A 22571-nucleotide genomic window follows, 5' to 3' on the forward strand; every position below is an offset into this window, starting at 1 on the left:
TGCGCGAACAGCGCCCGACCGGTCCGGGCTCCCCGGCATGCGCCCGTCCGCCCCGGTACCCGGCCGCCGCGCACCGGGCGTCCCGGGAGCCGACCGGGTCCCGTCCGACGCACGTCCGGCGTCATCGCCGGGCGGCCCCGACGGGCCCGCGCCCGGCATACGCACGGCGAAGCCCCCGCGATCCACCTCCGGCTCCGCGCGCGGCCCACGGGCGGACGACGCCCCGGACACGATCGGGACCGCGCCCGCGCCGGGTCCGGCGCCTTGGCCGTGACCGTGCCCCGCGTACGGCGCCTCGGCCCCAGGCCGGACGGTGCCCGCGCCGGGCCCGTCGCCGTCACCGTCGACAAGGTCCGCGCCCAGCACGAGCCCGCGCACGGCGCCCGCCGCCGCCCGGCGCGGCCCCCGCACGTACGACGCCCCAGGCCCGGACCGTGCCGTGCCCGCACCGGGACCGTCAACGTCGCCGTCACCGTGGCCCGCGCCCGGCGTGGGCTCAATGCCGTCCGGCGCGGGGCGTGCTCCCGGTTCGGGGCGTGCCCCCCTTGTGTGCGGCTCGCCCGGGCCCGACGGGGCCACGCCCGTGGCGAGTTCGGCGCCGAACGAGGTTGCGGACTCGGCCCAGCGGAGGAGTTGGGCCGGGTCGCGGCCCTCGTGGGTCGGGGTGTCGGCGAGGAGGCGGGCGCCGAACTCGGCGTCGTCCAGCATCGCCAGCTCCGCGCAGGCGGCGCGCAGCGCGGCGCGGCGGGCACGGGTCAGCGTCCGGAGCGTGCGGGGGCTCATGCGCGGGCCTCCAGGACCGCGACCACCGGCTCGTCCCCCGCGCGGGAGCGCAGTTCGCTGCGTGCGAGGGCCAGCAGCGGTTCGGCGTCGAGCACGCCCGAGAGGTCCGCGATGCGCGAGCCGAGGAGCAGCCGCAGGGCGGGGGCGCGGACGCCGCCGTCGCCGTACGTGGTGGACTCGCGGATCAACTGCGCGAGCACCTCGGGGGCCTGGGCCGCCGTGGTGGTCGCGATACGGGCGTCGGCGGCGTGCAGCCGTACGACGCCGTCGGCGTCGAGGACGCGGACCGGGTGCCGGGACCGGCGGAAGCGGCGGCGCAGCTCGGTGCCGTAGACGGTGTGCGCCGGGGTGGCGGCGAGGATGTCGACGGCGGCGGGGTCCGTCTTGAGGCTGGCCGCGGCGGCGGAGAGGCGTTCGGCGTCGTCGGCGCGGTGGGCGCGGTCCTGGGTGCGCAGCTCGGTCGCGCCGGTGGCGATGGCCCGTACGGTGTTGGTCTGCGGATCGACCGTGACCTCGACCTCGACGGCCGCGGGGGCGGCGCCCTGCGCGACGACGGCGGCCTCGGCCTCGCTCCGTACGCCGAGGATCTGTTCCTGCGTGGCGCCGGGGATGATCCGTTCGATCTGTTCGCGTACGAGCGCCATCGCGACGCCGATGGGGCTGATGACCTCGCTGTGCGCGGCGATCCGGCCGGTGAGGCCGGTGGTGGCGGCCAGGTGCGGGGTGACGGAGGCGGCGCCGCCCCCGCCGCCGACGAGGACGGCGGTGTCGCGGTCGAGCCGGTAGTCGCGGACCATCGCGTCCACGACCTCGCGCACCTGCCGTACTCCCACGTCCAGGATCCGGGTCGCGGCCCCCGCGACGTCCGTGCCGAGGGCCTCCGCGAGCGGCGCCAGCGCCGCGCGGGCGACGGCGGGGTCGCAGGCGGCGAAGTCGCCCTCGGGCACCCGTCCGAGGGCGTTGGCCGCGCAGGTCATGGTGAGCGCGAAGCGGCCGCCGTCGGCGTCGAGGACCGCGTAGTCCTCCGGGTCGCCGTCGAGGGGGCTCGCGGTGGCGAGCCGGGCGCCCTCCAGTTCTTCGGGCTCGGCGTAACAGGCGTACGGCAGCCCGGCGATGTGCGCGCTGCGCGGCCCGACGGCGTGCACCGCACGGCGCGGCCCGCCGCCCGCGCCGCCCACGCCCCCGCCTCCCCCACCGCTCAGCCGCACCATGGAGCCGCCGCCGACGCCGACCGTGCGCACGTCGAGCGCGGACAGGTAGGAGGTCTTGCCCAGGAGCGTGGCGTGCCGGACGGCGACCTTGCCGCGGCGGATCACGCTGATGTCGGTGGACGTGCCTCCGGTCTCCAGGAAGACGCCCTCGCTGACCCGTTCGCGCATCAGCGCCCCGGCCACCCCGGCGGCCGGGCCCGACAGCACGGTCAGCAGCGGCCGCCGCCGCATCTCGTCCAGCGACATGACGCCGCCGTCGCAGCGCATCACCATCAGCGGCGCGGTCACCCCGGCGGCCGTGATGCTGGAGTCCACGAGGTCGGCGGTGGCGAGCATGCGCGGCAGGATCGCGGCGTTGACGACGGCGGTACGGGTGCGCTTGCGCAGCCCGTAGAGCGAGGTGATCTCGTGCGCGGCGGTCATCGGCAGCCCGTACGGGCGTGCCGTCTCGATCACCGCCTGCTCGCCGTCCGGCAGGTCGACGCTGAACGGCTCGCTGGCGACGAGCACTTCGGCCCCGGCCGCCGCGACCTGTTCGACGGCGGTGCGCACGGCGGCCGCGTCGCCGGGGTCGGGGATGTGCGCGTAGTGCAGCGGGAACCGTTTGCCGGGGACGAGTTCGAGGCGGGCGAGGCCCGCGAGCCGCCGGGTCGGCAGGGCGCCGGGCCCGGTGCCGATGCCGAGGAGGCCGACGGGGGCGACGTCGCCCTCCAGCAGCGCGTTGGTGGCCTGGGTGGTGCCGTGGGCGAGGAACGCGACATCGTCGGGGGCGCATCCGACCTGCTTGAGCAGCCGGTCCAGCGCCTCCACGATGCCGTGCGCGACACCGTCGGCGTGGTGGTGGCTGGTGGGGACCTTCACCTGGGCGACGAGCTCCAGCGTTGCGGAGTCGACGGCCACGGCATCGGTGAAGGTCCCGCCCACGTCGATGCCGACGCGGATGCGGTGCGGTGCCATAGGGGAACACCTCCTTGTGTTCTGCGGGACGGCGCCGGTGGCGCTGCCTGTGCCGCTAGTAGCCGCGTACGTCGGGCCAGTGGCGCTGCACGCCCGCCCGGTCGAGTACGCGGGCGAACTCCTCGAACCTCTTGTCCTCCGCCTGCACCTGGTGCGGCTGCACGCCCTCCTCCAGGCAGTGCGCGGCGAGGGCGCCGGCGGCCTCGCCGACGTTCCACTCGACGGGGTGGAGGCGGTAGCAGCCGTTGGTGATGTGGGTGGTGCCGAGGTTCTTGCCGCCGGGCAGCAGATTGCGGACCCGGCGCGGCACGAGCGCGCCGAGCGGGATCTCGAACGGCACGGAGCCGATGTCGATGTAGTTGTCGCCGCCCGTGGACGGGTGCAGGTCGATGCGGTAGCCGCCGACGCCGACGGAGTCGCGGTGCCGGGTGCCGCCGTACGGGCCGACGAGGTCGATGGCGACGTCGTGCTCGGTGACGGTGGTGACGGCCCGGATCCGCCGCGCCTCGCGTACGTACGCGGACTTGGCCAGGCCGTCGGCGGTCCCGGTGACCTCGGGGCGGAGCCGGAGGCCGGGGAAGCCGGTGCCGCCGTCGGGGCGCGGGGCCTCGGTCTGGAGCCAGTGCAGGACGGAGAGCGACAGCTCCCGTGCCCCGGCGAGCGCGGCGCGGGAGGTCTCCTCGCCCGCGCCGACGTACGGCTTGAGCCAGTAGTCGTTGAGCGGCCAGTTGACGAGGGTGACGTCGGAGTCGAAGGCCCCGGGCCGGAAGAGCTTGCGGGCGAGGACGCGGCGGAAGCCCCACAGCTCCTTGTCGCCCGCGTCGGCGCTCTGGTCGGCAGTCACGTCGAGCGGGTCCACGTCCGGGTTGGGCACGAAGGTCCGCTCGACGGGCGCGAGGGAGCGCGGGTCGGGGGCGAGGAAGCCGAGGAGCGGGCCGGGCCAGAAGTCGGGACGGTAGGAGCGCCAGAAACCGTAGGTGTCCGGGCGGTCGACGGTGTGGTCCTCGCCCTCGTGGTGGGAGAGCGCGAAACAGACGGTGATGCCCTGCTGGTTGAGCGGGTCGGCGGTCTCGGGGGCGTGCGGCTCGCCGTGCTCGGCGTGGGACTCGGCGCCCAGCGCGTGCTCGGCGCCCGCGAGTTCGAGCAGCTCGCCGGTCTCGGTGGCGTCGATGACGTAGGGCGCGGCGACGGTGTGCCGGGCGCCGTCGCGTACGTCCTCGACGGTGACGGCCCGTACGGTGTCGCCGTCGGTCTCGGCGGCGACGGGCCGGTGCTCGGTGAGGACGGTGAGGCGTCCCGCGGCGCGGTGCGGCGCGAGCATGGCCTCCAGCACGGCGAGCGCGACGCGCGGCTCGTGGCACAGCTTGCTGACCCGCCCGGCGCCCGGGTTGAGCCGGGTCAGTTCGCGGGCCTCGGCGCGCAGCGGGTACCAGCGGCGGTAGTGCTCGCGTATCCCCTCGCGCAGCGCCCGGTAGGTCGCGGTGACGCCGAACTCCTCGACCCAGGGGTGCTCGTCGGGCGGCACCGCCTGCGCGGTGAGCTGACCGCCGATCCAGTCGGTCTCCTCGGTGAGGACGGCGGTACGTCCGGCGCGGCAGACGCCGAGCGCCGCGGCCACGCCGCCGAGACCGCCGCCCACGATGAGGACGTCGCACTCGGCGGGGAGGACTGTGGGGTGGGACATGGGGGTGCGTGCTCCTTGCTGGTGTCGTACGGGACTTGTCGGGCGTACGGGCGGATCCGTGCTGGTCAGGTGCCGGTCATGTGCCGGGCGGCGGTCCCGCCGTGTGCCCGGCGCGGAAGGCGCAGGCGACCAGGGGCGGGGAGCCGGGCCCGTCCTCGGCGAGGAGGCCGGTGAGCGTGCGTACGGCGGCGGCGCCCAGCTCGGCGCGGGGGATGTCGAAGCCGGTCGGCGCGGGGCGTCCGGCGAGGTCGGCGGGCGGCGAGCCGAGGAGCGCGAGCGAGACGTCGCCGGGAGCCGACAGCCCGGCCCCCTCCACGGCGCCGAGCAGGGCCCGCCAGGCGGCGCCGGTGTCGGTCTCCTCGGCGACGAAGGCGGTGACGCCCTCCTCCCACCGGCCGCGCACCCACTCCGCGGTGATCCCGGCGGCCGGGTCGGCGGCCCGCACGACGGGTCCGGCGGCGCCGGGCGGGCCCGCGAGGCCGGTCTCCGCGAGCGCCTCGTGGAAGCCGCGTTCGCGGTCGGTGGAGGCGGGCGCGTCGTCGTCCTCGCGGACGAGGACGGCCCGGCGGTGGCCGAACGCGGCGAGCCGGCGCACGACCTCGGCGCTCGCGTCCACGTAGTCGGCGCCGACCCAGGCGAGGCCCGCGAGTTCGTCGCGGCGGCCGATGTGCACGGCGGGGTAGCCGTCGTCGACGAGCCGCCGCAGCCCGGCGGCGGGCGCGTGGCGGCCCAGGAAGAGGCAGCCGTCGGCGAGCCGCACCCGCTCCAGCGCGCCGCCGGGGCTGGACCCTGTGAACAGCACCAGGTCGAAGCCGCGCGCCGCGGCCTCCTGCTCGACGCCGACGAGGAACGGGTAGTACGAGTGCTCCACGGCCGTCGGGAAGGTCGCGGTGAAGCTGAAGACGCCCAGCAGGTTGTTCCGCGCGGCGGCCAGCCGCCGCGCCGCGGGATCGGGCACGTACCCCAGCTCCCGCGCCGCCTCCAGCACCCGCTCCCGCGTCTCGGCGTGCAGCGCGATGCCCTGCTTGTTGCCGCCGAGCACGAGCGAGACCGTCGTCTGCGAAACCCCGGCGAGCCGCGCGACCTCCGCCTGCCGGGGCCGCCCCCGCCTCCCCTTCGCAACCCGCTGCTGCGAACGGTTTTCGGTCATGATCGACTCCTCCAGTCCTCCGCTACTAATACGCATTAGCCCGGGGTATTGGGGAACAGGTGGAGTGCTAATGCGGATTAGCCAGCACCTTGCCCCCGCCCGACAGAGCCGGTCAAGGGTCTTCACGGGCTAATACGGACTAATACGTCAGGGCGCGAGGGTGGCCGGTTGACCGCGCAACCTCGGAGCGGGCGGGCGGCGGCCGAGGAGCGCACGCGCCCGGACCCGCGGCACCGGGCGCGGATAGCCTGGCTGCCGGACGGTGAGCGGCGAGCGGCGAGCGGCGACAGGTACGGAAGGCAGGCGGGCGCGGCGTGGCGAAAGAGGTGCGCGAGCTGCCCGTTGTCGAGGCCGGGGCGGTGGAGACGCCGTTCGGGATCGTGGGGTACGAGGAAGTCGTCGCGTGCGACACGACGTGGGGCGAGCACTCGCACGCGTTCCACGAGCTGCTCTGGAACGAGCGCGGGGCCTCGACCGCCGTCGTCGGGGCGCGGGTCTGGACGATCACGCCGTCGCTGGGGCTGTGGATGCCCGCGGGCACGCTGCACTCCGCGTCGGCCGTGGCGGGGACGTGGCTGCGCGCGGCGTTCTTCGGGTTCCGCACGAAGCCGTCCCTGCCGGACGTGGACCTGCCGGTGACCGTCGAGATCACCCCGCTGCTGCGGCTGCTGCTCGAACGGCTCGACGACCCGGAGCTGCCCCCCGACTCCCGCGCGACGACCGAGGCGATGATCCTGGACGCGCTCGAACCGTCGCCCCGCGAGCTGCTCGTCCAGGCGCCCGCCTCGGCGTTCCTGCGGCCGATAGCCGAGGCCCTGCGGGAGAACCCCGGCGATCAGCGCACGCTCGCGGACTGGGCGGCGGAGCTGGGCGTGAGCACCCGCACGGTGACCCGGGCCTTCAACGCCGAGACCGGGACCAGCTTCGCGCGCTGGGTCGCGTCGGTCCGCGCCCAGCACGCCGTGGCGCTGCTCACGCGCGGCTGGGAGGTGGAGGCCGTCGCGGAGCAGGTGGGCTACCGGTCGGCGAGCGCGTTCGGCGCGGCGTTCCGGCGGACGACCGGCCTCACCCCGGGCGCGTTCCGGGCCGGTTGACGGCCGCGCTTCCGACCGCGCTCCCGGTAGCACTTCCGGCCGCACTTCCGGCCACCCGCGCCCTTTCTCGGAGCGTCTCCTCGCCCCCGTACGCCGGGCTGGATGTCCCGATCGCTACATCCGTTGTCTCATAAGGCTGATTGCGACACCCGCATTACTCTCCCTAGGATGGCAAGGCAAGCCTTACCTAAGTGCTTGTGCAGTGTGGTGCGCACTCCACGACGGCATTCCCGGGACCCAGACGTGCGAGGACCGGCACCTACGGCATACCGGACAAGTGGAGATTCGAGTTCATGCGTACACATCGCCTTCGCCCGCGTCACCTGCGGGTGTTCGCCGCGGCCGCCGCTCTCCTGACGCTCGCGGCGTGCGGCAGCACGTCCGCCGACGACAAGGACGGGGACGGCGGCAGGGGATCGGGCTCGGGGAGTTCTTCGGGGAGCTTCCCGATCACGATCGAGCACGCGCTCGGCAAGACGACCGTCGAGGAGAAGCCGAAGCGCGTCGCCACGGTGAACTGGGCCAACCAGGAGGTCCCGCTGGCCCTCGGCGTCGTCCCCGTCGGCATGGCCTCCGCCGACTTCGGCGACGACGACGGTGACGGCGTCCTGCCCTGGGTCGAGAAGCGGCTCGAGCAGCTCCACGCGAAGACGCCGAAGCTCTTCGACGAGACCGACGGCATCGACTTCGAGGCCGTCGCCGACACCAAGCCCGACGTCATCCTCGCCGCCTACTCCGGGCTGACCAAGAAGGACTACGACACCCTCAGCGAGATAGCCCCCGTCGTGGCCTATCCGGACGCCCCCTGGTCGACCCCGTGGCGCGATGTGATCCGCATGAACAGCAAGGCGATCGGCCTGGGGGACAAGGGCGACAAGCTGGTCGACAGGCTCGACGGCGAGATCGAGCGGACGGTCGCCAAGTACCCGCAGCTCAAGGGCAAGTCGGCGATGTTCATGACCCACGTCGACCCCGGCGACGTCAGTAAGGTCGGCTACTACACGGCGCACGACACCCGTGTGCAGTTCCTCAACGACCTCGGCCTGAAGACGCCGGGCAGCGTCGCGAAGGCCTCCAAGGGCACGAAGAAGTTCGCGCTGACGCAGAGCGCCGAGAAGATCGACACCTTCGACGACGTGGACATCGTCACCGGCTACGGCGACAAGAGCGGCAAGCTGCTCAAGACGCTCCGCAAGGATCCGCTGCTGTCCAAGATGCCCGCCATCGAACGGAACTCCACCTACCTGCTCCCCGGCAACACCTCTCCCCTCGCCACCGCCGCCAACCCCACGCCGCTCTCCATCTCGTGGGTCCTCGACGACTACGTCAAGGCCCTCGCGAAGGCCGCGGACAAGGTCAATTGAGTCCTCCCCGGACTGATGTGGGGACTCCTGGCTCACGCCGCCGGAACGGGCAGCGCGTCGTGGGCCGGGACCACGGACTTCGCCCACCTGCGACCGGTGTCCCGCCGCTGCCGTGCCACCTTCTTGTGGGCCTTGACACGAAGCCGCTTCGCATTGCCGTAGCCCCTCGATCCCGCCTGTCCCTTCTTCGGCCTGCGACGGGCCATCATCCGGTCGTACCTGGCCGGCTTCGCCTGCGCCTTCCGGCCGTGCGCGGCATGCGGAAGGTCGTAGCCGTCGCCGGTGGTGGTGGCGGTCTCCTGCACGCCCCAGTCGATCCCGATCACACGCCCGGTCTCCGCTACGCATTCGTTCCACACCCACCGGCACCGATCCCACTCGTTCGTCAGGGCCGTGCGGGCAGTGGACGACACACGCAGCCTGAAGGTCCACCGGACATGCCCATGGGCCTCCGAGACCACCGCGATCGCCATGCACAGCAACCCGCCCGGGAGGACTGACAGTTGAAGGCAATCCGACCTACCCCTCCTCTGCCCCGCAGGAGCCCGGCTCGTCCTCGGGCTCACATCCAACGCGCCTTCAGAGGAATCCAGTGACACGGTCCGGCATCCGCGAACGGACCCCGGAGGCCGCCCCGCCGCCGGACGCCGATGGCGCCGCCGCACCCTCGCGGCGTCCGGCGCGGGAGCGGGCGCGGACGCGGGTGGGGTGGCTCGGCGGCGCGGTCGGGGTGCTGGCCGTTCTCGTGCTGGTCTCGCTCGCGTTCGGGGCCCGGGACGTCCCCTGGTCGGACGTCTGGGCCGCGCTCGGCGGGGCCGACTCGACGCTCGGGGAGGCGGCGGCGAGCAAGCGGATCCCCCGTACGGTCCTCGCCCTGCTCATCGGCGCGGCGCTCGGGCTCGCGGGGGCCGTGATGCAGGGCGTCACGCGCAATCCGCTGGCCGACCCGGGCGTCCTCGGCGTCAACATGGGCGCCTCGCTCGCCGTCGTCGTCGCGGTCGCGTACTTCGGGCTCACCTCCCCCACCGGCTACATCTGGACGGCGATGACGGGCGCGGCGCTCACCGCCGGGTTCGTCTACGCGGTCGGCAGCCTCGGCCGCGGCGGCGCCACACCGCTGAAGCTGGCGCTCGCGGGGGCGGCGATCTCCGCCGCGTCCGCCTCGCTCGTCACGGCCGTCGTGCTGCCCCGCAACGACATCGCGGGCGGCTTCCGGCTCTGGCAGATCGGCGGCGTGGGCGGTGCCTCGTTCGAACGTACGGGGCAGGTGGCGCCGTTCCTCGCGGCGGGCTTCGCGCTCTGCCTGCTGTCGGCCCGGGGCCTCAACTCGCTCGCCCTCGGCGACGAGGTCGCCGCCGGGATCGGCGAACGCGTCGCCGTGGTGCGGGGCGTCGCCGCGCTGGGCGCGGTGGTGCTGTGCGGTGCCGCGACCGCCGTGGCCGGGCCGATCGGCTTCGTCGGCCTCGTCGTCCCGCACACCTGCCGGCTGCTGGTCGGCGTGGACCACCGGTGGCTGCTGCCGTTCTCCGCGCTGCTGGGCGCCTCGCTGCTCACGGCCGCCGATGTGATCGGCCGGGTGGTCGCCCGCCCGGCGGAGGTCGACGTGGGCATCGTCACCGCCCTGCTCGGCGCCCCCTTCTTCATCTGGATCGTCCGCAAGCAGAAAGTCCGCGCCCTGTGAGCAGCGCCTCTCCCCCGTTGTCCGTCCGCGATGTGGCACGCGGCCGTGTGCGCCGCGCGCTGCGGCGGCGTACGGTCGCCGCGGTGCTGGCCCTGCTCGTGGCCGGCACGTTCCTCGCGTATCTGATGGTCGGCGACACCTTCTACCCGTTCGACGACGTGATCCGGGTGGTGTCCGGCGAGCGGGTGCCGGGGGCCTCCTTCACCGTCGGGCGGCTGCGGCTGCCGCGCGCCGTGCTCGCCGTCGTGGCGGGCTTCAGCTTCGGCCTGGCCGGGGCGACGTTCCAGACGATGCTGCGCAACCCGCTCGCCAGCCCCGACGTGATCGGCATCAGCTCGGGCGCGAGCGCGGCCGCCGCCCTGGCGATCGTCACGCTGTCGCTGGACGAGACGCAGGTGTCGGTCCTCGCGGTCGTCGCGGCGCTCGCGGTGGCGCTGCTCGTGTACGTCCTCGCGTTCAAGGACGGCGTGGTCGGCACCCGGCTCATCCTGATCGGCATCGGGATCTCCGCGATGCTCGACAGCGTCATCTCCTACGTCCTCTCGCAGGCCGCCGAGTGGGACCTGCAGGAGGCCTCGCGCTGGCTGACCGGCAGCCTCAACAACGCCGCGTGGCGCGAGACGGTGCCCGCCGCCGTCGCCCTGGCCGTGCTCGGCCCGGTGCTGCTGGGCCGGGCGCGCCACCTGTCCGCGATGCAGTTGGGCGACGACACGGCCGCGGCCCTGGGCGTCCGCACCGAACGCACCCGGATCACGGTGATCGTCGCCGCCGTCGGGCTGATCGCCTTCGCCACGGCGGCGGCCGGGCCCATCGCGTTCGTCGCGTTCCTGTCCGGCCCCATCGCGGCGCGGCTCGTCGGGCCCGGCGGCTCGGTGCTGATGCCCGCGGGGCTCGTCGGCGCCCTGCTCGTCCTCGTCGCCGACTTCACCGGCCAGAACGCCTTCGGCACCCGGCTGCCCGTCGGCGTCGTCACCGGGGTGCTCGGCGCCCCCTACCTCGTCCATCTGATCGTCCGCAGCAACCGGACGGGAGGGTCCCTGTGACCACGCACCACACGCTCTCCGCCGAGAGGCTCAGCCTCGGGTACGGCGACCGCACCGTCATCGAACAGCTCGACCTGACCGTCCCGCCCGGCCGGGTCACCGCCATCGTCGGCGCCAACGCCTGCGGCAAGTCGACGCTGCTGCGCTCGATGTCCCGCCTGCTGGCCCCGCGTACGGGCCGCGTCGTCCTGGACGGCAAGGAGGTGCACAGGATGGCCGCGCGCCAGCTCGCCCGTACGCTCGGGCTGTTGCCGCAGTCGCCGGTGGCGCCCGAGGGCATCGTCGTCGGCGACCTCGTGGGGCGGGGCCGCCATCCGCACCAGGGGATGTTCTCGCGCTGGAGCGCGGAGGACGACGCGGCCGTGGCCGAGGCGCTGGAGGCGACGGCCACCACCGCGCTCGCCGACCGCAGCGTGGACGAACTGTCCGGGGGCCAGCGCCAGCGAGTGTGGATCGCGATGGCACTGGCCCAGCACACGGACATCCTCCTGCTGGACGAGCCCACCACGTTCCTGGACGCCAGCCACCAGGTCGAGGTCCTCGACCTGCTGACCGACCTCAACCAGACGCGCGGCACGACCGTCGTCATGGTCCTGCACGACCTCAACCTCGCCGCGCGGTACGCGGACCACATCCTCGCGCTCGCGGACGGCAGGCTCCACGCCGCCGGTCCCCCGGCCGAGGTGCTGACCGAGGAGTCCGTCCGCACGGTCTTCGGCCTCGACAGCCGCATCATCGAGGACCCGGTCTCGGGCCGCCCGCTGATGCTGCCGATCGGCCGCCACCATGTGCGGCCGTCGCGGTCCTGCCAGGAGCGGTCCTCCCGGGAGCGGTCCTCCCGGGAGCGGTCCTCCCGGGAGACGGTGCGGGAGGCCCGTACGTGAACCCCGAACCGCCCCTCCGACCACAGGAGTCCCCCGTGTCCCGCGTCTCACCGGACGGTCTCGTCCCGCTGCGCAGCCGGAGCGAACTGCGGGAGGTGCTGGGCGAGCCGCACCCCCTCGTGATCGACAAGGTGCACTCCCGGCTCACCGGGCAGGACACCGGCATCCTCGCCCGTTCGCCGTTCTGCCTCCTCGCCACGTCCGACGCGCGGGGCGCCTGCGACGTCTCGCCGCGCGGCGGCGTCCCCGGCTTCACCCACGTCGTGGACCCGGGCACGCTGGCCCTGCCCGACCACCCCGGCAACCGGCGGGGCGACAGCCTGCACAACGTCCTCGACAACCCGCGCGCCGGGCTCCTCTACCTCGTCCCCGGCAGCCGCGAGGTCCTGCGCGTCAACGGAAGGGCGCGGATCCTCTGCGACGCCCCGTTCTTCGACGCCATGGCCGAGGGCGGGCGGCGCCCGCGGCTCGCCCTACTCCTCGACATCGAGGAGATCTATCTGCACTGCGCCCAGTCGCTGCACCGCTCCCGGCTGTGGGACGCGGGGGCGTACGACCGTCCGGCGGGCGTCCCAGGAGGTGCCGCGCCGGACGGCGTTCCCGCAGGCCGGCGGGGGTGACGTCCCGCGATGTCCCCGGCCGGGGGCTTCCCGTGGCTCCCGGGTCGCGGCCGGGGGAGTCTCGTCGTCGGGCAGGCGGCGCGGGGTCCGCGCCGGACCGTGCCCCACGGCAGACAACGGAGGGACCTCATGAGCGTGAAAGGGGCTGACCCTGCGCTCCAAGACGGAGATGGACTTCAGGGACACCACGGCGGGCGACTTCCTCTGGGGCGTCGAGGGCAAGGAGGGCAAGCTCGTCTACGACATGGCCCAGCCGCACTTCTTCGCCCTGCGGCAGTCGGCCGACTTCAAGTCCTGCCTGGCCACGGACCAGTCGCCGGTGTGTTTCCACAGCACCGTCAAGTTCGAGGTCCACATGCAGCCCGGCAAGCCCATCCTCATCCCGCAGGCCGAGATCTACCAGGGCGACGGCGGCGACGAGCAGCCCGCCGACTGGGACCTGGTCTACAAGGGGGTGGAGTGACCTGACGGCCCGGCGCGGCCCTTCCGGGGCCGCGCCGGGCCCGTACGGGAATCGGGGCTTCCGGGGCCCGGGGAGGCGCTAACGTCTGGACCTGTCGTACCGGTGACGTACTGGTGATTCCCGGAGAGGGGACGGACGGATGGCGCAGACGGCGTTTGACGAGTCCGAGCGTCGGACATGGGCAGGGCGGGCCGACGCCTACGCGGGAAGCTTCGCCAGACTCTGCGCGTATCCGGTGCCCCTCCTCCTCGACGCCGCCGGGGTACGGGAGGGCGCGCAGGTCCTCGACGTGGGCACGGGCACCGGGAGTGCCGCCGCCGCGGCGTGCGCGCGGGGCGCGAAGGTGACGGCGGTGGACGCCGATCCGGGTATGGTCGAGCGGGCGGCCCGGACGGTCCCGGGCATCGATGTGCGGCTCGCCGCGCTGCCCCGGCTGCCGTTCGCCGACGCCGCGTTCGACGCCGTGGTCGGCAACTTCGTCCTCAACCATGTCGGACGCCCGCGCGAGGCCCTGCGGGAGTTGCGCCGGGTGCTCTGTCCGGGCGGCCGGGCGGCGCTCACCGTCTGGGCGGCGCCCCCGGCCCCCGGGCAGGCACTGCTCGGCAGGGCCGTGCGGGCGGCAGGCGTCGGCCGCCCCGCCCATCTGCCCTCCCTCGCCCCGGAGGAGGACTTCCCGCGCACGGAACGGGGCTTCGCCGGGCTGCTGGCCGAGACGGGGCTGACGGGTGTCGAGTGCGACACCCTGGTCTGGGAGCACCGGGCGTCCCCCGAGGAGTGGTGGAGCGGCCCCGCCGCCGGGGTGGCGACGATCGGGCAGGTCGTGACGAGCCAGCCACCCTCGGTCGTCGCGGAGATCAAGGGCCACTTCGAGGCGCTCGGCGCGGAGTTCACCGACCGGGACGGCATGCTGGTGCTGCCGCACACGGCCCTGATCGCCCACGGCCGCTCGCCGTCGGAGTGAGACGCCGCCGGACGCCCCCGGGCAGGCCCGCGCGACTCCCCCGCCCACGGCGCCCGCGAGAGCGGTGACGGCGGGAGGGGCGGCGGCCTACGAACGATCGCTCGGCCCGGCTCCGAACGCCCGTGGCAAAATCGGCGGGTGCGGATCGGGATGCTGGGACCTTTCGAGGTGCGCGCGGGCGACGGCTCCCCCGTCGACGTGCCGGGCGCGCGGCTGCGCGCACTGCTGGCCGCCCTCGCGCTCAGGCCTGGCCGGGCGGTCCCGAAGGCGGCCCTCGTCGACTGGATCTGGGGCGAACACCCGCCCGCCGACGCGGCCAACGCCCTCCAGCGGCTGGTCTCCCGGCTGCGGAAGGCGCTGCCCGGCGGCGCGGTCGAGGGACGCACCGACGGCTATCTGCTGGCCGTCGGGCCCGACGCCGTCGACGCCGTACGGTTCGAGCGGCTCGTCCGCGCGGCCCGGGCCCGCACCGGGGACGTTCCCCGGCGGGCGGCGCTGCTGCGCGAGGCCCTCGGGCTGTGGCGCGGCGCGGCCCTGCAGGACATCGGGCTCCAAGGCGGCGCCGCGTGCGAGGCCGCGGCCGTACGGCTGGAGGAGCTGCGCCTGAGCGCCGCCGAGGAGCGGTTCGACGCGGAGATCGCCCTCGGGCGCGGCGCGGAAGCCGTCCCGGAGCTGACCGACCTGGTGGCCGCGCATCCCGTACGGGAGCGGCTCGTCGCCGCGCTGATGCGCGCCCTCGTCGCCGCCGGGCGCGACAGCGAGGCGCTGCTGGCGTACCAGCGGGCGCGGGAGGCCCTGGCCGACGCGCTGGGTGCCGACCCCTCGCCGGACCTGGCGGCACTGCACGCCGCGCTGCTGCGGGGCGGTACGGGGCCGGGGCGCGCGGGGGCGGCGCGGGAAGAGGTCCGGAGCACCAATCTGCGGGCCGAACTCACCTCGTTCGTCGGCAAGGAGCGCGACGTAGCCGCCGTGCGCGCGCTGACCGCCGAACACCGGCTCACCACCGTGGTCGGGCCGGGCGGCGCCGGGAAGACCAGGCTGGCCACGGAGACCGCCCGCACGCTGCTCGGCGAACTCCCGGACGGCGCCTGGCTGGTGGAGCTGGCCGCGCTCGGCGCGGACAGCGACGTGTCCGACGTGGCGCAGGCGGCCCTCACCGGGCTCGGCCTGCGCGACACGCTGCTCGGCGGCACGCCGCACGCGGAGCCCATGGAGCGGCTCGTCGCCGCGGTCCGCGGGCGGGACGCGCTGCTGGTCCTGGACAACTGCGAGCACGTCGTCGGGGCCGCCGCGCTCTTCGCCCACGAACTCCTCGGCGAGTGCCGCCGGTTGCGGATCCTCACGACGAGCCGCGAGCCGCTCGGCATCACCGGGGAGGCGCTGTGGCCGGCCGAGCCGCTCGCCCTGCCGGACGAGGACGCGGCCCCGGAGGAGATCGCCTCCTCCCCCGCCGTCCGCCTGCTGCGGGACCGGGCCTCGGCCGTACGCCGGGACCTGGCGGCCGACTCCGGCACGCTGACGACGATGGCGCGCGTCTGCCGGGCCCTGGACGGCATGCCGCTGGCCATCGAGCTGGCCGCCGCGCGGCTCCGCACCCTGTCCGTCGACCAGCTCGCGGGCCGCCTCGACGACCGCTTCCGCCTCCTGACCGGCGGCAGCCGCACCGCCCTCCCCCGCCACCGGACGCTGCGCGCGATGGTCGACTGGAGCTGGGAACTCCTCACCCCGCCCGAACGCACCGTCCTCCGCAGGCTCGCGGCCTTCGCGGACAGCGCGAGCCTGGAAGCCGCCGAAGACGTCTGCGCGGACGGCACGGACGGGGCCGGGGCCGGGCGGGACGGGGTGTTCGAGGTGCTCAGCTCGCTCGTCGAGAAGTCGCTGCTCGTGGCCGAGGGGGGCGCGGCGCACCGGTACCGGATGACCGGCACGATCAAGGAGTACGCGGCGCAGCGGCTCACGGAGGCGGGGGAGGCGGAGCGGGCGCGGCGCGCGCATCTGGACTGCTTCACCCGGCTCGTCGAGGCCGCCGACCCGCGGCTGCGCCGCGCCGAGCAGGTGGAGTGGCTGGCCAGGCTGGAGCCCGAGCACGACAACATCGCGCTGGCGATGCGCGGCGCGCTCGCGGCGGGCGAGGCGCAGGCGGCGATGCGGCTGGCGGCGGGCGCGGGCTGGTACTGGTGGCTGAGCGGGCACAAGACCGAGGGCTTCGAGCTGCTCACCGCGGCGGCCGGGATGCCCGGCGAAGTGACCGACGAGGCCCGGGCGATGGTGTACGCGTTCATCTCGACGTTCGTCAGCTCCGGGCGGCGCGGTGAGCGCGAGGCCGCGGAGTGGATCCACAAGGCCCATGAGTTCAGCCTGCGCAGCGGGCGCGACAACCCGTTGCTGGGGCTCGTCTCCGCGCTGGAGCACTTGCTGCGGGAGCCCAGCGCCTTCGTCTCCGCGTACGAGCCCCTTCTCGGCAGCGGGGACCCCTGGGTGCGGGCGCTGGCGCGGCTGCACCTCGGCAAGATGCGGGTCCTGACGGGCCACGGGGGGCGGGAGGCGGACGCGTATCTGGAGCAGGCGGTCGGCGAGTTCCGGGCGCTCGGCGAGCGGTTCGGGATCTCGTTCGCGCTGACCGAGCTGGCCGACCGGATCGCCACGCGCGGCGAGTTCGCCGCCGCGGCGGCCCACTACGAGCAGGCGATCGCCGTCGTCACCGAGGTCGGCGCCACCGAGGACATCATCCGGATGCGCTCGATCCAGGCGCAGCTCCACCGGCTGCTGGGCGACGCGGACGCCGCCGCGGCGGCCCTCGCCGAGGCCCAGCGGTACGCGGAGGGGGTCACCTGGCCCGACGCCCTGTACGAGCTGGCTCTCGCGAGGGCAGCGCTCGCCCGCTGGGACGGCGACGGCGAGGAGGCCCGCCGCCAGTTGGGCGTCGCCATCGCCGTACTGGGCGAGGATGCGGAGCAGGTGGTCAACCGCGCGGCGCTGCACGACGCGTGGGGTTATCTCGCCGAGGACCTCGGCACGGCGCGCGCGCACCGCGCGGCGGCCGTCGAGGCGGCGGCCGAGGCGGAGATCCCGCCGATGACCGCGAACGTCCTCGTCGGCGTCGCCGACCTGGCGCTGCGCCGCGACGACCCGGCGCAGGCCGCGCGGCTGCTCGCCGCCGCCACGGACCTGCGCGGGCTGAAGGACCGCTCCCATCCGGAGGCCGCGCGGATCGAGCTGGACGCGCGCCGCCGCCTCGGCGACGCGCGGTTCGCCGAGGCGGAGCAGGAGGGCAAGGGGTCCGACTGGGCCCGGCTGGCCGCCGTCACGCTCGCTTTCTGAACGTGGAGACCGCCCACGCGTATCCGACGAGCGTGAGCCCGGCGCACCACGCGAGGGCCGCCGCCGCGTCGCCGCCCGAGGGGTCGCCCGCCAGCAGTCCGCGCAGCGTCTCGATGATCGGGGTGAAGGGCTGGTACTCCGCGAACTGCCTCACGCCCGCGCCCATCGTGTCCGCCGGGACGAACGCGCTGCTCAGGAACGGCAGCATGATCAGCGGCACGGTGGCCATGCCCGCGGACTCCGGGGTCTTCGCGGCGAGTCCGAGGGCGACGGTGAACCAGGCGGCGGCGAAGCTGAGCAGCACGAGGAGCGCGAACGCGCCGAGCCAGTCGCGCGGGCCCGCGTCCGGGTCGTAGCCCAGCGCGAAGGCCACCCCGATGATCGCGGCGCAGGCCACCAGGCAGCGCAGCGTGGTGACGACGACGTGCCCGGCCAGCATGGCCGCGCGGGACACGTCCATCGTCTTGAACCGGTTGATGATGCCCTTCGTCATGTCGTCGCTGACGGCGGTCGAGGTGGCCGACAGGCCGTAGCTGATGGCCATCACGAGCAGGCCCGGCGTCGCGTAGTCGATGTAGTCGTCGCCGACGTCGAAGGCGCCGCCGAAGACCTTGACGAACATCAGCATCATCACGAGGGGGAACAGGACGGCGTTGAACACCGTGAACGGGTTCCGCAGGGAGTGCTTGACGTTGCGGCGCAGCATGATCATGGAGTCGCCCAGCGCCGTCCGGAGAGAGCTCATCGTGCGGCCGCCTTCGTGCTCGTACGGTCGGTCAGGGCGAGGAAGACATCGTCCAGGTCGGGTGTGTGCACGGTCAGTTCGTCGGCCTCGACGCCCGCGGAGTCCAGCCAGTCGAGGAGGGACCGCAGCTCGCGCTGGCTGCCGTCGCTGGGGATCTGCACGGTCATCGCCTCGTCGTCCGTGGTGACCTCACGCAGCGCCGCTGCTGCCGCGCGGTAGGCGACGGGGTCGGTGAACCGCAGCCGTACGTGCCCGCCGGGGATCAGCCGCTTCAGCTCCTCGGCGCTCCCCTCGGCCGCGAACCGCCCCTCGCTCAGCACCGCGATGCGGTCCGCGAGTTCGTCGGCCTCCTCCAGGTACTGGGTGGTGAGGAAGATGGTCGTGCCGTCGGCCACCAGTTCGCGGACGATCTCCCACATCGTGCGCCTGCTGCGCGGGTCGAGCCCCGTGGTCGGCTCGTCGAGGAAGATGATGCGCGGGCTGCCGACGAGCGTCATCGCCAGGTCCAGCTTCCGGCGCATGCCGCCGGAGTAGGTGGCGACCCTCCTGTCCGCCGAGTCCGTCAGGTCGAACCGTTCCAGCAGCCGCGTGATCACCTGGCCGCCGGAGGGTACGCGCTTCAGATCCGCCATCATGCGGAGGTTCTCCCGGCCGGACAGCAGCTCGTCCACCGCGGCGAACTGGCCGGTGACGCCGATGGCCGCGCGTACGTCCTCGGTCGCGGTCGCCACGTCGTGCCCGGCGACGCGGACCGAGCCCTCGTCGGCCTTCGCCAGCGTGGTCAGCACGTTGACCGTGGTCGTCTTGCCCGCCCCGTTGGGGCCGAGCAGGGAGTAGACCGATCCCGCGGCGACCTGGAAGCCGATGCCGTCGAGCACGACCTTGTCGCCGAATGCCTTGCGCAGCCCTGAAACCGCGATTGCCGAACTTTTCATGCCCCCACGGTCCGGCCCCCGCCTGACACCGCCCTGTCACGGCGCTGACACCGCCGACGCCCTCGTCGCCGTCGGCACCGGCACATGGAGCCGGTGAGCCGGTGAGCCGGTGACATGAACGACGGCTAGTCGCGTGGCTCGGCGAGCATGTCGTCGGTCACCTCGCAGCGGGTCTCGGGGAAGTACTCCTCGATGGCCTCGCGCATCGACTCCAGAGCCTCCGGGTCGGTGCCCTGGCACCGTTCGCGGGTGGCCGCGTCCGGCCATCGGGCGTAGGCCACCCAGGTGCCGTCATCCGCGCGGTGCAGCCGGGAGCCGTAACTGCCGCAGCTCTCGTGGATGGCCGTCGTCATACGGCGCCAGCTCGCGATGAACTGCTCCTCCTTGCCCTGCTTCAACCGCCACTTGTAGATCACTGCAAACACGGCAACCTCCTCGGGAGTTCCTGAACGCCGGGGAACCCGCCCGCACTTCCGGTCCGACCGGGTCCCTCGCACAGCCCAATGATCGCTTCCGGTGATCGAAGCGAGGATCAGCCGACAGCCGCAGCTCGGCGGTGACCTTGGGCCTACGACATTTGGCCCAGGCACCCGGGCCCTGCGCCTCACGAGGAGGCGGGGGCCCGGACCGTCGATCTCACCTCGCGCCCTTCCCGGCAGGCGGCGAACCGGCTGTACGAACGCCTGGGCTTCGAGCGCCGCGACTCCCAGGTCCTCCGGTTCACCGTACGGCCGTAGCCCCCGTAGCCCCCTCGCCCCCGGCGGGCTCCGTCAGTCGTGCGGGACGACCGCGACCGGGCAGGGCGCGTGGTGGAGCAGGGCGTGGGCGACCGGACCGATCCGGGTGCCGACCGCGAGGCGCGGCGTGTGCCTGCCGACGGCCACCAGCGACGCGTCCTGCGCGGCCTCGGCCAGGCAGGATCCGGCCCGGCCCGCCCACACCTGCTCGGAGACCTCCACGGCCGGGTACGCGTGCCGCCAGGGCCGCAGGGCCGAGGCCAGCTCGCGGAAGCGGTCCCGTTCCAGCTCGGGTCCGGTGCCGGGCTCCATGATGCCCGGGTCGTAGCCGTAGCTGAGCGGCAGCCGCCAGGCGTGGACCACGCGCAGCGGCACCCCGCGCTCCGCCGCGCTGGTGAAGGCGAACGCGATCAGGTCGTCGCAGGGTTCCTCCAGGTCCAGCCCGAGGACCACGGGCCGCTCCCCCGGGTCCTCCTCCCACCCCTCCCGTACGAGCACCACGGGGCCGGGGGCGTGGGCGAGGACGGAGAGCGCGACGGAGCCGACCATGAACCCGGTGAAGACGCCGAGGCCGTTGGAGCCGAGCACCGTCAGCCCGGCGTTCTCCGAGGCCTCCTCCAGCGCCTGCCGCGGCTCCGCTGACCGCTCCTCGGCGGTGACGTCCAGGCCGGGGTGGCGCGCGGCGATCCGCTCGCGCGTGGCCCGCAACGCGTTGCGGGAGTGCTCCAGCGGGGTGAGCGCCTCCGGCGGCGGGGACGTGTCCGGCGCCCCGGCCCCGAGCCCCTCGTCCGCGAAGAGCAGCCGCAGCGGGCTCTTCCTGCGTACGGCCTCGACCGCGGCCCATTCCGCCGCGGCGACGCTCTCCGGGGAGCCGTTGATCCCGGCGATCACGGGGAGACCCATGACGCCACCTCTCTTTCTTCCTGTCGTCGGTACGCTGCCCCCGTCGCCCCCGTCCCTCAACGGTCCTCCGCCGACCCGACGGGCACCAGCACGACCGGGCAGTGGGCGTGGTGGAGCAGCGCGTGCGTGACCGGGCCCAGTTGGAGGGAGAGCCGGTGCCGGGGGCGGTGCGCGGCGAGGACGACGACATCGGCGCTACCGCTGGCCTCCAGCAGTACGGGGGCGGGGTCGGCGCAGGCGGCGCCGGTGTCCACCATGACGTCGGCGTACTCCTCGCGGAGGGGGCCGAAGGCGGACCGGGCGACCTGCTCGGCCGTCCGGCGGTACTCCTCCAGGTCCAGCGCGTCGTGCTCCGAGGGCGGCGTGCGCGTCCCGCGCGGGATCGGCGGGTACAGCCAGGCGTGCAGCACGCTCAGCTTCGCGGCGCGCCGCCGGGCCTCCTCGAAGGCGAACCGTACGGCGGGGGCGTCGTCGTCGCTCTTCACGCCGAGCAGCACCGTGCCGGCCGGGTCCTGGGCCTCTCCCGCGCCCTCTCCCGCGCGCTCTCCCGCGCGCTCTTCCCGGCCGTCGCCGCGCACCACCATCAGCGGGCCCTCGCAGTGCGCGGCGACGCGCAGGCCGACCGAGCCGAGGAGGAGCCCGGCGAAGCCGCCGTGGCCCCGGGCGCCGACCACGGTCAGCGGGGCGTCCCGGCTCGCGCGTACGAGCGCGGGCGCGGCGGCCTCCTCGGTGAGGGTCGCCGTGACCGGCATGCCGGGGTGGCTCTCCCGGACGTGCGCGGCGCGCGCGTCGAGCGCGGCCTGGGCCGTGTCGCGGTGGGCCACGGCGTCCAGGGCCGCGTCCATGGCGAGGCCGGGCCCGCCGGACGCCGGGTACGCGTGGGGCGACCACGGCCAGCCGCACAGCACGTCGAGCCCGGTGTTCCGCCGGGCCGCCTCGGCCGCCGCGCGGTCCACGGCACGCGCCGCCGGTGCCGAGCCGTCGTAGCCGACGACGACATGGCCGGGAGTGTCCGTCATACGCTCTCGCCTCGTTCCAGGTGGGTGACGCGGGTGCCGCCGGCCCCTCGGAGCCGTCCCGAGTGCCCGGGCCCCTGGAAGGATCGTCGCCCGTCCCGGCCTCAGGAAGAGCGACCGGCACGCGGAACGGGCGGCGTCCTGGCCCGCCGCCCCGGTCAGCCGGTCCGGCCCACCTCCAGGTCGGCGACGACGCCGTAGTGGTCGCTGGCCCGCACTCCCTCGGCCGAGGGCTCGTCGAAGGCGAGGCGGGCCGCGCGCACGCGGGCGAAGGCGTCCGGGTGGGCGTGCGGCGAGCCGATGAAGACGTAGTCCAGGCGGCGGCGGTGGCCGGGCTGGCCGACCAGGATCCCGATGTCCTCCGCCGCCAGGGGGTTGTCGGCGGTCCAGGTGTGACCGGGCCCGGAGCCCGCGACCTCCCACGCGTCGTGGAAATGTGTGCTGCGCCCGGAGAGCGACTGCCTGCCCGTCAGATAGCGGATGCTCGACGCGTCGGGGTCCGCGTTGAAGTCCCCGGCAATGACCGTGGGCAGGGCCGTCCGGTGCCGGGCCTCCAGGTCGGTCAGGGCCAGCACCTGGCGTTCCCGTTCGGCTTCCGCGTCGGGCCAGAACGACGTCGTGGGCGCGATGAAGAGCACGTCCCCCGGGCCGCTCCCCTCCGGCCCGTCCCCCACCGGTACGTGAGCCGCGAGCGTGAGCCAGGGGACATCGGGGGCGTTCGGTCCGCGCTGGTCGAGGACCTCGACGACACGGTGCGGCCGCCGCGTCGCGATCGCGGTGCCGCCGTAGCGGTCCACGTAGGGCGGCGCCGTCGCGGACGTCCCGGACTGGTGCGTGCCGTGCAGCCCGGTCCCGTCGGTCAGGCCGGGCAGTTGCTCCGGCAGCACCTCCTGGAAGGCGACGAGATCGGGCTCCAGCCGCCGCAGTTCGGCGTTGATCAGTGCCATTCGCGCGGCGGCGTCGCCCCGGGTGTTCCATACGTTCAGGGTCACGACGCGCAGGTGCGTCACCATCGGGTT

At 74.5% G+C, this 22571-nt stretch carries 18 protein-coding genes and 2 pseudogenes; 10 read left to right on the forward strand and 10 right to left on the reverse strand.

What is annotated here, in order from left to right; all coding sequences use genetic code 11:
- Window positions 1-779 precede the first annotated feature (779 nt).
- The 3 genes from ABD343_RS09950 to ABD343_RS09960 form a co-directional block, all read right to left on the reverse strand.
- A complete protein-coding gene (locus ABD343_RS09950) occupies window positions 780-2951 on the reverse strand; it encodes a hydantoinase/oxoprolinase family protein (RefSeq protein WP_344526265.1) in 2172 nt (723 codons plus the stop codon).
- A gap of 55 nt (window positions 2952-3006) precedes the next feature.
- Window positions 3007-4635 (reverse strand): FAD-dependent oxidoreductase, encoded by a 1629-nt coding sequence (locus ABD343_RS09955; protein ID WP_344526267.1) that lies wholly within the window; start codon window positions 4633-4635, stop codon window positions 3007-3009.
- Window positions 4636-4711: 76 nt separating this feature from the next.
- Entirely contained in the window at window positions 4712-5785 is a 1074-nt protein-coding gene (locus tag ABD343_RS09960) for a LacI family DNA-binding transcriptional regulator (protein WP_344526269.1), read from the reverse strand.
- Between the two features lie 314 nt (window positions 5786-6099).
- On the opposite strand from ABD343_RS09960, the gene ABD343_RS09965 reads away from it, so the two are divergent.
- Both ABD343_RS09965 and ABD343_RS09970 read left to right on the forward strand, forming a co-directional pair.
- Entirely contained in the window at window positions 6100-6879 is a 780-nt protein-coding gene (locus ABD343_RS09965; RefSeq protein WP_344526272.1) for a helix-turn-helix domain-containing protein, read from the forward strand.
- A gap of 293 nt (window positions 6880-7172) precedes the next feature.
- Window positions 7173-8243 carry an iron-siderophore ABC transporter substrate-binding protein gene (locus ABD343_RS09970; protein WP_344526274.1) on the forward strand — a complete coding sequence of 357 codons (1071 nt, stop codon included), beginning with the start codon at window positions 7173-7175 and terminating at the stop codon, window positions 8241-8243.
- Window positions 8244-8287: 44 nt separating this feature from the next.
- Here ABD343_RS09970 and ABD343_RS09975 read toward each other — a convergent pair.
- Window positions 8288-8716: pseudogene (locus ABD343_RS09975) on the reverse strand (transposase); the annotation flags it as partial.
- 230 nt (window positions 8717-8946) lie between these two features.
- Here ABD343_RS09975 and ABD343_RS09980 point away from each other — a divergent pair.
- The 7 genes from ABD343_RS09980 to ABD343_RS10010 all read left to right on the forward strand — a co-directional run bounded on the left by ABD343_RS09980 (window position 8947) and on the right by ABD343_RS10010 (window position 17216).
- Window positions 8947-9924: a FecCD family ABC transporter permease gene (locus ABD343_RS09980; RefSeq protein ID WP_425578146.1), complete on the forward strand. Its 978-nt coding sequence runs from the start codon at window positions 8947-8949 to the stop codon at window positions 9922-9924.
- A 32-nt stretch (window positions 9925-9956) separates the two neighbouring features.
- Window positions 9957-10967 (forward strand): FecCD family ABC transporter permease, encoded by a 1011-nt coding sequence (locus tag ABD343_RS09985; protein WP_344526278.1) that lies wholly within the window; start codon window positions 9957-9959, stop codon window positions 10965-10967.
- Window positions 10964-11851, forward strand: coding sequence for an ABC transporter ATP-binding protein (locus ABD343_RS09990; RefSeq protein ID WP_344526280.1), 888 nt, complete (start codon window positions 10964-10966; stop codon window positions 11849-11851). Before ABD343_RS09985 ends, ABD343_RS09990 begins: the two co-directional genes overlap by 4 nt.
- Entirely contained in the window at window positions 11848-12471 is a 624-nt protein-coding gene (locus ABD343_RS09995) for an MSMEG_1061 family FMN-dependent PPOX-type flavoprotein (RefSeq protein ID WP_425578133.1), read from the forward strand. The genes ABD343_RS09990 and ABD343_RS09995 overlap by 4 nt, the downstream gene beginning before the upstream one ends.
- Before the next feature lie 169 nt (window positions 12472-12640).
- The gene (locus ABD343_RS10000; RefSeq protein WP_344526284.1) at window positions 12641-12934 is read left to right on the forward strand and encodes a hypothetical protein; all 294 of its coding nucleotides are present in this window, start codon (window positions 12641-12643) and stop codon (window positions 12932-12934) included.
- A 139-nt stretch (window positions 12935-13073) separates the two neighbouring features.
- Window positions 13074-13895 (forward strand): class I SAM-dependent methyltransferase, encoded by an 822-nt coding sequence (locus ABD343_RS10005; RefSeq protein WP_344526286.1) that lies wholly within the window; start codon window positions 13074-13076, stop codon window positions 13893-13895.
- A 138-nt stretch (window positions 13896-14033) separates the two neighbouring features.
- On the forward strand, window positions 14034-17216 hold the full coding sequence (locus tag ABD343_RS10010; RefSeq protein WP_344526288.1) for an AfsR/SARP family transcriptional regulator: 3183 nt from the start codon (window positions 14034-14036) through the stop codon (window positions 17214-17216).
- Here the strand turns inward: ABD343_RS10010 and ABD343_RS10015 are convergent.
- From ABD343_RS10015 to ABD343_RS10025, 3 genes are all read right to left on the reverse strand, one after another.
- Complete coding sequence (locus ABD343_RS10015; RefSeq protein ID WP_344526290.1) at window positions 17200-17961, reverse strand: ABC transporter permease; 762 nt, start codon at window positions 17959-17961, stop codon at window positions 17200-17202. The two genes, ABD343_RS10010 and ABD343_RS10015, sit on opposite strands and share 17 nt — an antisense overlap.
- The gene (locus ABD343_RS10020) at window positions 17958-18896 is read right to left on the reverse strand and encodes an ATP-binding cassette domain-containing protein (protein WP_344526292.1); all 939 of its coding nucleotides are present in this window, start codon (window positions 18894-18896) and stop codon (window positions 17958-17960) included. Before ABD343_RS10020 ends, ABD343_RS10015 begins: the two co-directional genes overlap by 4 nt.
- Before the next feature lie 125 nt (window positions 18897-19021).
- Window positions 19022-19321, reverse strand: coding sequence for a putative quinol monooxygenase (locus ABD343_RS10025; RefSeq protein ID WP_344526294.1), 300 nt, complete (start codon window positions 19319-19321; stop codon window positions 19022-19024).
- Window positions 19322-19507: 186 nt separating this feature from the next.
- On the opposite strand from ABD343_RS10025, the pseudogene ABD343_RS10030 reads away from it, so the two are divergent.
- A pseudogene (locus ABD343_RS10030) lies at window positions 19508-19633 on the forward strand (GNAT family N-acetyltransferase); the annotation flags it as partial.
- A 33-nt stretch (window positions 19634-19666) separates the two neighbouring features.
- Here ABD343_RS10030 and ABD343_RS10035 read toward each other — a convergent pair.
- The 3 genes from ABD343_RS10035 to ABD343_RS10045 all read right to left on the reverse strand — a co-directional run bounded on the left by ABD343_RS10035 (window position 19667) and on the right by ABD343_RS10045 (window position 22565).
- Window positions 19667-20536, reverse strand: coding sequence for a universal stress protein (locus tag ABD343_RS10035; RefSeq protein ID WP_344526296.1), 870 nt, complete (start codon window positions 20534-20536; stop codon window positions 19667-19669).
- Between the two features lie 56 nt (window positions 20537-20592).
- Window positions 20593-21555, reverse strand: coding sequence for a universal stress protein (locus ABD343_RS10040; RefSeq protein WP_344526298.1), 963 nt, complete (start codon window positions 21553-21555; stop codon window positions 20593-20595).
- 155 nt (window positions 21556-21710) lie between these two features.
- The gene (locus tag ABD343_RS10045) at window positions 21711-22565 is read right to left on the reverse strand and encodes an endonuclease/exonuclease/phosphatase family protein (protein ID WP_344526300.1); all 855 of its coding nucleotides are present in this window, start codon (window positions 22563-22565) and stop codon (window positions 21711-21713) included.
- Window positions 22566-22571 lie beyond the last annotated feature (6 nt).

This window comes from Streptomyces albiaxialis (assembly GCF_039530985.1).
Taxonomy (GTDB): Bacteria; Actinomycetota; Actinomycetes; order Streptomycetales; family Streptomycetaceae; genus Streptomyces; species Streptomyces albiaxialis.